The sequence below is a fragment of the Leifsonia sp. Leaf336 genome, assembly GCF_001423695.1.
Taxonomy (GTDB): Bacteria; Actinomycetota; Actinomycetes; order Actinomycetales; family Microbacteriaceae; genus Leifsonia.
The window spans coordinates 1016947-1028443 of the sequence record NZ_LMOZ01000002.1; the positions used below are offsets into that span (position 1 = coordinate 1016947).

The 11497-nt window shown below is 70.7% G+C and carries 11 protein-coding genes; 8 read left to right on the forward strand and 3 right to left on the reverse strand.

Annotated features, from left to right (window positions below; all coding sequences use genetic code 11):
* Nucleotides 1-17: 17 nt before the first annotated feature.
* Nucleotides 18-626 carry a TetR family transcriptional regulator gene (locus ASF88_RS13695; RefSeq protein ID WP_055920472.1) on the forward strand — a complete coding sequence of 203 codons (609 nt, stop codon included), beginning with the start codon at nucleotides 18-20 and terminating at the stop codon, nucleotides 624-626.
* Nucleotides 627-765: 139 nt separating this feature from the next.
* Nucleotides 766-1035, forward strand: coding sequence for a 30S ribosomal protein S15 (rpsO, locus tag ASF88_RS13700; protein ID WP_055919394.1), 270 nt, complete (start codon nucleotides 766-768; stop codon nucleotides 1033-1035).
* A gap of 114 nt (nucleotides 1036-1149) precedes the next feature.
* On the opposite strand, the gene ASF88_RS13705 is transcribed toward rpsO, so the two are convergent.
* Complete coding sequence (locus ASF88_RS13705) at nucleotides 1150-2343, reverse strand: low temperature requirement protein A (protein WP_235493447.1); 1194 nt, start codon at nucleotides 2341-2343, stop codon at nucleotides 1150-1152.
* Between the two features lie 18 nt (nucleotides 2344-2361).
* Here ASF88_RS13705 and ASF88_RS13710 point away from each other — a divergent pair, with 18 nt between their 5' ends.
* The 3 genes from ASF88_RS13710 to ASF88_RS13720 all read left to right on the forward strand — a co-directional run bounded on the left by ASF88_RS13710 (nucleotide 2362) and on the right by ASF88_RS13720 (nucleotide 6203).
* The gene (locus tag ASF88_RS13710) at nucleotides 2362-2775 is read left to right on the forward strand and encodes a VanZ family protein (RefSeq protein WP_082518965.1); all 414 of its coding nucleotides are present in this window, start codon (nucleotides 2362-2364) and stop codon (nucleotides 2773-2775) included.
* A gap of 23 nt (nucleotides 2776-2798) precedes the next feature.
* Nucleotides 2799-3557, forward strand: coding sequence for a fructosamine kinase family protein (locus ASF88_RS13715; protein ID WP_055920478.1), 759 nt, complete (start codon nucleotides 2799-2801; stop codon nucleotides 3555-3557).
* A 330-nt stretch (nucleotides 3558-3887) separates the two neighbouring features.
* Nucleotides 3888-6203 (forward strand): polyribonucleotide nucleotidyltransferase, encoded by a 2316-nt coding sequence (locus ASF88_RS13720; protein ID WP_055919400.1) that lies wholly within the window; start codon nucleotides 3888-3890, stop codon nucleotides 6201-6203.
* A gap of 64 nt (nucleotides 6204-6267) precedes the next feature.
* Here ASF88_RS13720 and ASF88_RS13725 read toward each other — a convergent pair whose 3' ends face one another.
* Nucleotides 6268-6729 (reverse strand): Lrp/AsnC family transcriptional regulator, encoded by a 462-nt coding sequence (locus tag ASF88_RS13725; protein ID WP_055919403.1) that lies wholly within the window; start codon nucleotides 6727-6729, stop codon nucleotides 6268-6270.
* Between the two features lie 189 nt (nucleotides 6730-6918).
* On the opposite strand from ASF88_RS13725, the gene pdhA reads away from it, so the two are divergent.
* Genes pdhA through ASF88_RS13740 form a run of 3 tightly spaced genes read left to right on the forward strand, consistent with a single transcriptional unit; the run spans nucleotide 6919 to nucleotide 10420 of the window.
* Nucleotides 6919-8043 (forward strand): pyruvate dehydrogenase (acetyl-transferring) E1 component subunit alpha, encoded by a 1125-nt coding sequence (gene pdhA / locus ASF88_RS13730; protein ID WP_055920481.1) that lies wholly within the window; start codon nucleotides 6919-6921, stop codon nucleotides 8041-8043.
* A complete protein-coding gene (locus ASF88_RS13735) occupies nucleotides 8040-9050 on the forward strand; it encodes an alpha-ketoacid dehydrogenase subunit beta (RefSeq protein ID WP_055919406.1) in 1011 nt (336 codons plus the stop codon). Before pdhA ends, ASF88_RS13735 begins: the two co-directional genes overlap by 4 nt.
* The gene (locus ASF88_RS13740) at nucleotides 9050-10420 is read left to right on the forward strand and encodes a dihydrolipoamide acetyltransferase family protein (RefSeq protein WP_055919409.1); all 1371 of its coding nucleotides are present in this window, start codon (nucleotides 9050-9052) and stop codon (nucleotides 10418-10420) included. The genes ASF88_RS13735 and ASF88_RS13740 overlap by 1 nt, the downstream gene beginning before the upstream one ends.
* 81 nt (nucleotides 10421-10501) lie before the next feature.
* Here ASF88_RS13740 and dapD read toward each other — a convergent pair whose 3' ends face one another.
* Nucleotides 10502-11491: a 2,3,4,5-tetrahydropyridine-2,6-dicarboxylate N-succinyltransferase gene (gene dapD / locus ASF88_RS13745; protein WP_055919412.1), complete on the reverse strand. Its 990-nt coding sequence runs from the start codon at nucleotides 11489-11491 to the stop codon at nucleotides 10502-10504.
* Nucleotides 11492-11497: the final 6 nt, after the last annotated feature.

Consider the following 11497-nt stretch of genomic DNA (forward strand, 5'->3'; position numbering starts at 1 on the left):
GTGCCACAATGGAGACCATGAGTTCGCTGGAAGCCGAAACCGCCCCGCGCCGACGCGGCCGCCCCGCCGACGTCGACCCCGACCGGGTCGCCCTGCTGGCGCTCCGTCACTTCGCCGAGCACGGCTACGACGCGACCACCATGGACGAGATCGCGGCGGTCGCCGGGATCGGTCGGCGCACCCTCTTCCGGTACTTCCCGTCCAAGCCCGACCTCGTCTGGGGCGGGTTGGAGCCGGTGGTCGGGCGCATGCGCGCGGTGCTGGAGGCCGCGACGCCGGACGAGTCGGCGCGCGACGTGATCGCCCGCGCCATGACCGCGTCGCTCGACCTCGATGCCGAGCACATCGAGGCGACCCGCCTCCGGCTGCGGCTGATGGCCTCCGACCCTGCGCTGATCGGATTCGGCGTCACCCGGCTCGGCGCGAACCACGACATCCTGGCCGAGTTCATCGCCGACCGGCTCGGTGTGGAGGCCGACGGCCTGCGCGCCCAGGTCATGGCGGACGCGATCAGCTCGGCGAACTTCTCGGCCCTGCTGTGGTGGGCCGTGCGCGGCGCCGACGACGACCCGGCGGCGACCGCCGTGGCCGCACTCGACGACGTGTTGCGAGGGCTGCCCGACTGAGCGGGCGCCGCCCGCGACGACGCGGGTGAAGACCCGTCTCTCTGGTAGACTCTTCAGGTTGCCGTCAAACGGCCGCGGACAAAGAGAGCCCAGGCACAAGGCCCCGGGCACCGCGCAACGAGTGAAAGGGGATCCCTCTATGGCACTGGATGCAGAGACCAAGAAGGCGATCATCGACGAGTACGCTACCCACCCCGGTGACACCGGATCCCCCGAGGTTCAGGTCGCCATCCTGACCAAGCGGATCAAGGACCTCACCGAGCACCTCAAGGAGCACAAGCACGACCACCACTCGCGTCGTGGCCTGCTCCTCCTGGTCGGTCAGCGTCGCCGCCTGCTCGGCTACCTGTCCGACATCGACATCAACCGCTACCGCGCCCTCATCGAGCGCCTGGGGCTGCGTCGATAAAAGACAGCGTCGATAAAGACAGCGTCGACAACGACGATCGTCGATCGATAACGCGATCTTCTTGCGAACGGGCCGTCACCTTCGGGTGGCGGCCCGTTCCGCGTCTCCGGCGGGTCAGCTCGCGGCCGCCGCCGACCGCTTCGCCGCCACGGACCGGTCGACCAGCGTCGCTGCGACGAGGGCGGCAGCGACCAGAGCGATCACAACGGTGACGCCCGCGAGCCCGATCACGGGGGAGGCCAGTGGCGCGGCGAGCACCAGCAGCACCGCGATCCCCGTCTTCAGCGGCCGGATGACGACCTCCGGCACCAGCGGCGCGTGCAGCACGTACAGCATGATCAGGAACACCACCACCGGCACCGCGACGGCGTACTCGACGGCGACGTCCGAGACGTGGGCGTGCGCCGCGCCGCGCTGCACGGCGACCTCCAGTCCGGCGCCGAGCGCGGCGAGCGACGCGAACACGAAGTAGTGGCCGTAACCCCAGTAGAACGATCTGTTGCGGTTCGACTGGAGGCCCTCCGCCGCCGGCTCGAGGAAGTACAGCCACCACAGCGCGAACAGCAGCACGAGCCCGGCCGCCGCGATGACGACCAGCGCGGGGGAGACGCCGTGGGCCGCGAGACCGCTCTGCACGCCGATCGCCGACGCCGAGACCGACTCGCCGAGCACGATGATCGTGAACAACCCGTAGCGTTCGGCGATGTGGTGCGGGTGCCAGGAGGTCATCCCCGGCCGCTCCGCCCACACCGGCACCACCAGCTCCAGGAGGGCGGCGAGCAGGAACGTCCACAGCTTCCACTCGACGGGGAGGAAACCCCAGGCGATCCAGAGCACCTGCACGGCGGCGATCCCCACCGCGTACCGGGTCGCGGTCGCGCGACCGTCGGGATGTTCGATCGCCGCCCGCACCCATTGCGCGACCATCGCGAGCCGCATGATGACGTAGCCGATGATGATGGCGGTGAAATCCGCGAGCTCGAACGCGGCGGGGACGCCGGCCGCGAGCACCAGGACGCCGCCCATCTGCAAGAGCGTCATGAGTCGGTACGGCACGTCGTCGGTGTCGTACGCCGAGGCGAACCAGGTGAAGTTCATCCACGCCCACCAGATGGCGAAGAACACCATGAGATAAGGGCCGAGCTTCTCCAGGAGGTGTCCCTGCTCGCTCGCGCGGGCGAGCTGAGCCGACACCTGGGCGATCGCGACGACGAACGTGAGATCGAAGAGCAGCTCCAGCGGACTGGAGACGCGGTGCTCCTCATCGGTCGAGCGCCCGGACATCGGGACGCGGAAGGCGATGCTCATGTGCGCAAGCATAGGAGGATGCGCCATCGTCTCCTCCTCGCGGTCATCGGGCTCTACCTGCTGGCGGTCGCCTGGATCACGCTGAACCCGTCTCCCGGCGACCCCAAGCGCAACGCGTTCCTGGAGGGGCTGCTCGCGGCGTTCGCGGCCACGCCCGCGCTCGCGTGGATCGACTACGACGTCGTCGAGTTCACGGCGAACGTTCTGCTGTTCGTGCCGATGGGCGTGCTGCTCGCCCTGCTGCTCGGCCGCGGCCGGCGCTGGCTCGCCCTCTCGCTCGGCGTGGCGGCCTCGCTGACGATCGAGTTCATCCAGCTCTTCGAGCCCGCGCGGGTCAGCGACGCCAGGGACATCGTCGCCAACAGCCTGGGTGCGATCATCGGGATCGGCCTGGTGGTAGTGGCATCCCGCCCACGGCCGAGCGCCGCCTGAGTACCGTGGACACCGTGCGCACGATCGTGAAGGACCGCCCGGACGCGCCCGCCCTCTTCTTCGAGGCCGAGGCCGCGGGCCTCCGGTGGCTCGCCGCAGCCGAGCGTGACGGAGGCGCCAGGATCGTCCGTGTCGCGGACGTCGGCCCCGGGCGGATCGAGCTCGAGCACATCGACGCGAGCCGCCCGACCGCGGCCGCCGCGCGAGCCTTCGGCGCCGCGCTCGCCGCCACCCACGCCGCGGGGGCCGCCGCGTTCGGCGCCCCGCCCGACGGCTGGAGCGGCCCGCTCTTCATCGGCCGTCGCCCGCTCCCGGTCGCCCACGAATCGACCTGGGGCCGCTTCTACGCGCGCGACCGCGTCCGGCCCTACCTCGACCCGGCCGAAGCGGCCGGCAACCTGACCCCGCTGCAGCGCCGCGACGTGGAGGCCGCCCTCGGCCGCGTGGAGGCCGGCGACTTCGATGACGACGAGCCTCCCGCGCGCCTGCACGGCGACCTCTGGAACGGCAACGTGCTGTGGTCGCCGGAGGGTGCCGTCCTCATCGACCCGGCGGCGCACGGAGGCCACCGCGAGACCGACCTCGCGATGCTCGACTTATTCGGCGCGCCCTTCCTCGACGACATCCTCGAAGCCTACGACGACGTCCGCCCCCTCCGCATCGGCTGGCGGGATCGCGTCCCGCTGCACCAGCTGCATCCGCTCGCGGTGCACGCCGCCGGCCACGGCCCGTCCTACGGGGCGGCGCTCGCCGAGGCGGCGCGGGCGACGCTCGCGCTCTGATCCGGCGATTCCCGGCGTCTCCACCGGCATCACTGATAGGATTCCGATGGTCGGCCGAACGCCGACTGGTGGAGCAGGCTGGCAGGAGCTGGTCCTCGGTGGTGGTATCCGGATGCGTCGCACGGTGTTTATCGAGCGTGACGTAACCGTGTATTTCTACTGATGGCCAGACGGGCTCAGCCCACGCACCCGCATGGGATGCCGCGTACACGGACAGCCGTGTCGAACTGCCTGCTCGCTCCTAGGCCCGCGCTGCGCACTCCGCGCACGAGGGCAATGTGGAGTCGCGCCCAGACGGGGCTGCGACGTTAAACAAAGGAGAAAGACCTCTTGGAAGGTCCCGAAATCAAATTCGCCGAAGCCGTTCTCGACAACGGACGCTTCGGCACCCGCACCGTCCGGTTCGAGACCGGACGCCTCGCCCAGCAGGCGCAGGGCGCCGTCGCCGCCTACCTCGACGAGGAGACCATGCTGCTGAGCGCGACGAGCGCCAGCAAGCACCCGAAGGACAACTTCGACTTCTTCCCGCTGACCGTCGACGTCGAGGAGCGCTCGTACGCCGCCGGCAAGATCCCCGGTTCGTTCTTCCGTCGTGAGGGCCGCCCCTCGACCGAGGCCATCCTGGTCTGCCGCCTGATCGACCGCCCGCTGCGCCCGTCGTTCGTCGACGGCCTCCGCAACGAGGTCCAGATCGTCATCACCGTCCTCAGCATCGCGCCGGAGGAGTTCTACGACGCTCTGGCCATCAACGCCGCGAGCGCCTCCACCCAGATCTCCGGTCTGCCCTTCTCCGGCCCGATCGCAGGCGTGCGCCTCGCGCTCATGCCGGGCAACGGCCAGCACGAAGACCAGTGGATCGCGTTCCCGAAGGCCTCGCAGCTCGAGGAGGCCGTGTTCGACCTCGTCGTCGCCGGCCGCGTCCTCACCAACGAAGACGGCTCGGAGGGCGACGTCGCGATCATGATGGTCGAGGCCGAGGCCACCGAGGGCAGCTGGAACCTCATCCAGGCCGGTGCCGTCAAGCCGAGCGAGGAGGTCGTCGCCCAGGGTCTGGAGGCGGCCAAGCCGTTCATCCGCCAGCTGGTCGCCGCGCAGACCGTGCTCGCCTCGCAGTCCGCGAAGGCGATCGCCGACTACCCCGTGTTCCTGCCGTACTCGAAGGAGACCTACGACAACGTCGCCGGCCTCGCCTACGACGAGCTGGTGAACGTCTACCAGATCGCCGACAAGGTCGAGCGCCAGAACGCCGACGACGCCCTCAAGGAGCGCGTCAAGGTCGCCCTCACCGAGAAGGTGGAGGCCGGTGTGCTCGACGCGGAGGTGCTCTCGCAGTTCTCCGCGGCGTACAAGTCGGTGTCCAAGGTGGTCATGCGCGGCCGTGTGCTGCGCGAGGGCATCCGCATCGACGGCCGTGGCCTGACCGACATCCGCCCGCTCGACGCCGAGGTGCAGGTCATCCCGCGCGTCCACGGTTCGGCGATCTTCCAGCGCGGCGAGACTCAGATCCTGGGTGTCACCACGCTGAACATGCTCAAGATGGAGCAGCAGATCGACTCGCTGTCGCCGGTCACCAAGAAGCGCTACCTGCACCACTACAACTTCCCGCCCTACTCGACCGGTGAGACCGGCCGTGTCGGTTCGCCGAAGCGTCGCGAGATCGGGCACGGCTTCCTGGCCGAGCGCGCGCTCGTGCCGGTGCTGCCCAGCCGCGAGGAGTTCCCCTACGCGATCCGTCAGGTGTCCGAGGCGCTCAGCTCCAACGGGTCCACCTCGATGGGCTCGGTCTGCGCCTCCACCCTGTCGCTGCTGAACGCCGGTGTGCCGCTGCGCGCCCCGGTCGCCGGCATCGCCATGGGCCTGATCTCCGACGTCGTCGACGGTGAGACCCGCTACGCGGCGCTGACCGACATCCTGGGCGCGGAGGACGCGCTCGGCGACATGGACTTCAAGGTCGCCGGCACCAGCGAGTTCGTCACCGCGATCCAGCTCGACACCAAGCTCGACGGCATCCCGTCGTCGGTGCTCGCCGGCGCGCTCAAGCAGGCCAAGGATGCTCGTACGACCATCCTCAGCGTGCTGAACGCCGCGATCGACAGCCCGGACGAGATGGCCCCGACCGCGCCGCGCGTGATCTCGGTGCAGATCCCGGTCGACAAGATCGGCGAGCTGATCGGCCCGAAGGGCAAGACGATCAACGCGATCCAGGACGAGACCGGCGCCGACATCTCCATCGAGGAGGACGGCACCGTCTACATCGGCGCTACCGACGGCCCGTCGGCCGAGGCGGCCCGCGCCCAGGTCAACGCGATCGCGAACCCGACGAACCCGGAGGTCGGCGAGCAGTTCCTCGGAACCGTCGTCAAGATCGCCGCGTTCGGTGCGTTCGTCTCGCTGCTGCCCGGCAAGGACGGCCTGCTGCACATCTCCGAGGTGCGCAAGCTCGCCGGTGGCAAGCGCGTCGAGAACGTGGAGGACGTGCTCGGCGTCGGCCAGAAGATCCTGGTCGAGATCACCAAGATCGACGACCGCGGAAAGCTGTCGCTCGCGCCGGTGCTCGCCGACGAGGCGGACACCCAGGGCCGCGACGCGGCGTCCGAGGGCCCGACCGAGCCCGCCGAGGGCGCTCCGGCGCCCGTCGAGAGCTGAGCTCCCGCCCCGCACGCGAAGGCCGCGCCGACACTGTCGGCGCGGCCTTCGCCGTTCCTGCGGGTCAGTCGCGGGTGAGCAGCGGCCGCAGGCGGTATGGGATGAGCTCGCCCATGTCGAGGGAGGTCTCCGCCCGCACGACGCCGTCGGTCGACTGGATGGCGCCGGTGATCCGGAACAGGTCCTCCGCGTCGGTGCAGACGACCCGCAGCAGCAGATCGGACTGCCCGGAGAGGCCGTGGGCCTGCACGATCTCGGGGATGCCGGCGAGGTGCTCGACGATCTCGGCGAGCTTCTGCTGCTGCACGTGCACGGTCACGAACGCCGCGAGCGGATAGCCGGCGGCGGTTGCCGAGATGCGGCGCTCGAACGACAGGAAGGCGCCGCTGCGCTCCAGTTCGGCGACCCGCGCCTGCACGGTGTTGCGGCTGAGGCCGAGGCGATCGGCGAGGGAGACATTGGTCGACCGCGGGTCGTCGGCGAGGGCGACGAGGATACGTCGGTCGGTGCTGTCGAACGTGCGCATAGTGTGAAAGCTAGCACCTCCTCGATCGCGCCGATAGTGCACTCTGCACGGTCGACACGCCGTTGGTTGTGCGTGGTGAACGGGGAGCGTAGCCTTTCAAGCAATTCCGGCAAGGAGGCCGGAAGCCGGTCGTGCGCGCCACAAGCGGGCGGCCCGGACGCGAGAGTGAAGGTTGCGTGAACCGTGACGATCGACAATCAGCCCGACACCAGACTGGACGACGTCCACCTTCCGGCAGGCGCGGACACCGTCCGTCTGCTGACTCCTGAGGGCGAGCGCGTCAGCGACGTCCGCTTCGACGCCTGGGTCTCCGACATCGGACCCGAACAGCTCCTCGGCCTCTACGAGGACATGGTCGTCATCCGCCGCATCGATGCTGAGGCGACCGCCCTGCAGCGTCAGGGCGAGCTCGGCCTGTGGCCGCCGCTGCTCGGTCAGGAGGCCTCCCAGATCGGCTCCGGCCGTGCCCTCCGCCGCGACGACTTCGTCTTCTCCAGCTACCGCGAGCACGGCGTGGCGTACTGCCGCGGCGCCGGCCTCGTCGACCTGCTGCGTGTCTGGCGCGGCACGGCCCAGAGCGGGTGGAACCCGTACGACATCAACATGGCGACCCCGCAGGTCATCATCGGCGCGCAGACCCTGCACGCCACCGGATACGCCATCGGCATCCAGGCCGACGGCACCGACGCCGCCTCGATCGCGTACTTCGGCGACGGCGCGACCTCCGAGGGCGATGTCAACGAGGCGCTCATCTTCGCCGCGACCTACGCCGCCCCGGTCATCTTCTTCTGCCAGAACAACCAGTACGCGATCTCCGAGCCCGTCGGCCTCCAGGCGCAGCGCCCGATCGCCGAGCGCGCCCCGGGCTTCGGCGTCCCGAGCGTGCGCGTCGACGGCAACGACGTGCTCGCGGTCATGGCCGTGACGCGGTCCGCCCTCGACCGCGCCCGCAGCGGAGGCGGCCCGACCTTCATCGAGGCCGTCACCTACCGCATGGGGCCGCACACGACCGCCGACGACCCGAGCCGGTACCGCGACCCCGCCGAGCTCGACGAGTGGCGCAGTAAAGACCCGATCACCCGCCTGGAGGCGCACCTCGCCTCCGCGGGGATGCTGACTCCCGAGCGTCTCACCGCGATCCAGGAGCACGCCGACGCGGTCGCCTCCGAGATGCGGAAGGGTGTCGTCTCCCTCCAGGATCCCGACCCGATGACGGTCTTCGACAACGTCTACGCCGAGCCGCATACCGGGCTCGCCCGGGAGCGGGACCACTATTCGCGCTACCTGCGCACGTTCGTGGGCGGTGACCGATGACAGCGCTCACCATGGTCAAGGCCATCAACGCCGGCCTCCGTCGCTCGCTGGCCGACGACGACAGGGTCGTGCTGATGGGGGAGGACATCGGCACCCTCGGCGGCGTGTTCCGCGTGACGGACGGCCTCCAGACCGAGTTCGGACCCCGTCGCGTCATGGACTCGCCGCTCGCCGAGTCGGGCATCCTGGGCACCGCCGTCGGGATGGCGTACCGCGGACTGCGACCGGTCGTCGAGATCCAGTTCGACGGCTTCGTCTACCCCGCCTTCGACCAGATCGTCAGTCAGGTCGCCCGCATGCACTACCGCACGGCGGGCGCCGTCCGCATGCCGATCACCATCCGCGTGCCGTTCGCGGGCGGCATCGGCGCGGCGGAGCACCACTCCGATTCGCCCGAGGCGTACTTCGCGCACACCGCGGGCCTGCGCGTCGTGAGCCCGTCGACGCCGCAGGACGCGTACACGCTCATCCAGCAGGCGATCGCCTCCGACGACCCCGTGTTGTTCTTCGAGCCGAAGCGCCGCTACCACGCGAAGGGCGACGTCGATGAGCAGGCTCCGCTGCAGGACGCCCGCCCGATGGGAACCGCACGGGTCGTCGCCCCCGGCAACGATGTCACGCTGGTGACCTACGGCGGCCTGGTGCAGCTGGCGACCGACGCCTCCCTGGCCGCGGCCGACGAGGGCGTGTCGGTGGAGGTCATCGACCTCCGGTCACTGTCTCCGCTCGACCTCGACACCGTGGCCGCCTCCGTGCGCAAGACCGGGCGTCTCGTCGTCACGCACGAGGCCGCGCTCTCCGGAGGACTGGGCGCCGAGATCTCGGCGTCGATCACCGAGCGCTGCTTCTACCACCTCGAGCACGCGCCCGTCCGGGTCACCGGCCACGACATCCCGTACCCGGCGGCGAAGCTGGAGGCCGCGCACCTGCCCGACCTCGACCGCATCCTCGACGGCATCGACCGCGCGATGGACCGCCCGAACTCGCTCAGCGGGGTGGAGGACTGATGGCGGTCAAGGACTTCGCCCTCCCGGATCTCGGTGAAGGGCTGACCGAGTCGGAGCTCGTGAGCTGGCACGTCGCCGTGGGCGACACCGTCCACCTGAACCAGATCATCGCCGAGGTGGAGACCGCCAAAGCGCTCGTCGAGCTGCCCGCGCCGTACGCGGGCACGGTGTCGCGGCTGTACGTCGAGCCGGGCGTGACCGTCACGGTGGGGGAGCCTCTGGTCGCTTTCGAAGTGGCAGGCGCGCCCGGTAGCGATCCGGCTCCCGAGGAGGCCGGAGCGGCCTCCGCCGGTGCCCAGGACGACGCTCGGGAGCCGATGCTCGTCGGCTACGGCGCCCGACCCGACGCCAAGGGCAGGCCGGCACGCCGGGCTCGACCGGGCATCGTCTCGGCTGTCGCGGCGGAGGCTGTCGTGGCACCCGCTCCCGAACCCGCCGCGCCAGCCGCGGCGGCGCCGGCGATCGAGGTGCAGGAACGTCCGCGCGCGACCCCGCCCGTCCGCAAGCTGGCCCGTGAGCGCGGCATCGACCTCGCCGCGGTCACCGGTACGGGCGATCGCGGTCTCGTCACGCGCGCCGACCTCGACGCGTACCAGGCGTCGACCTCCACGACCACCGCACCGACCGCACCGACCGCACCGGCTGCGCCCGCCGCCGGACGCGAGGCACCCGACGAGGTCCGCATCCCGATCCGCGGCGTGCGCAAGGCGACGGCCGAGGCGATGGTCCGCAGCGCGTTCGGTGCACCGCAGGCCACCGTCTTCCTGACGGTCGACGTGACTCCGACGACCGAGCTCATCGAGCGGCTCCGGGCACGGCCCAACCTCGCGGAGGCACGGCCAGGCCTGCTCGCGGTGATCGCCAAGGCGCTCTGTCTGGCCGCCCGTCGCACGCCAGAGGTCAACTCGCGCTGGGACGACGCGGCTCAGGAGATCGTGCAACCCCGGGCCATCCACCTCGGCATCGCCGCGGCGACGCCGCGAGGCCTGATGGTGCCGATCGTCCGTGACGCCGACCGGCTCTCGCTCGCCGAACTCTCGGGCGCCATCCGCGAGCTCGCCACCACCGCACGGTCGGGCAAGACACCGCCGGCCGCTCTCACCGGCGGGACGATCACCATCACCAACGTCGGCGTCTTCGGCGTGGATGCGGGCACGCCGATCCTGACGCCGGGGGAGGCGGCCATCCTCGCCGTCGGCGCCGTGCGCCGCCAGCCCTGGGAGCACCAGGGCGGGATCGCCCTGCGCGACGTGCTGACGCTGGCCGTCACGTTCGACCACCGCATCGTCGATGGCGAGCAGGGCTCACGCTTCCTCGCCGACGTCGGCCGGATCCTGGCCGACCCCGCGTCGGTCCTCACCCTCGTCTGAGAGTCGCGACCACCCCGAGGGGCACGTTGTCGTCGCTTTTCGCGCCGAAAAGCGACAACGACGTGCCCCTCGGCGCTGCGGTCAGGCGTGGAGGTCGGCGTTCAGCTCGACGCCCGTGCCGGAGCGGCGGAGGACCTCCACGGCGCCGGTGAGCGAGTTGCGGCGGAACAGCAGGCCGGGCACGCCGGAGAGCTCGACGGCCTTCACCGTCTGCGGGCGCCCGTCGGCGGTCGGCGGGGAGTCGACCACGACGACCTTGGTTCCCGCCGTCACGTAGAGGCCGGCCTCCACGACGGTGTCGTCGCCGATCGAGATGCCGATGCCGGAGTTCGCGCCGAGCAGCGCGCGCTCGCCGATCGCGACGCGCTGCGTGCCGCCGCCCGAGAGCGTTCCCATGATGGAGGCGCCGCCGCCGACGTCGGAGCCGTCGCCGACGACGACGCCCTGCGAGATGCGGCCCTCGACCATCGACGAGCCGAGCGTCCCCGCGTTGAAGTTGACGAAGCCCTCGTGCATCACGGTGGTGCCGGGAGCGAGATGGGCGCCGAGCCGCACGCGTGAGGCGTCGGCGATGCGCACGCGGTCGGGCGTCACATAGTCGAGCAGACGCGGGAACTTGTCGATGCCGGTCACGTGGATTCCGGCACGCTGCAGTCGCGGTCGCAGCCGCTCGAGGTCGGCCGGGAGGACGGGGCCGGCGTTGGTCCAGGCCACGATCGGCAGGTGGGCGAAGATGCCGTCGAGGTTCACCGTGTTCGGGCGGGCTAGGAGGTGCGACAGCAGGTGGAGGCGCAGGTAGGCGTCCGGGGTGGAGGCCGGGGCGGCGTCGAGCTCGATCTCGACGGTCACGATGTCGATGCGCACATTGCGGCGCGCGTCGTCGCCGGCGAGCTCCTCGAGGTCGGCGGGCGCGATCCAGCGCTCGCGCCCGGCCGGGATGCGGCCGAGCTTCGGCTCGGGGAACCAGGTGTCGAGCACCGTCCCGTCCGCGGCGATCGTCGCCAGGCCGTAGCCCCACGCGGAGCGGGCGTCCACGGACGCGACGGACTCGTCAGGAAAGTCGGATGGCATAGCCCC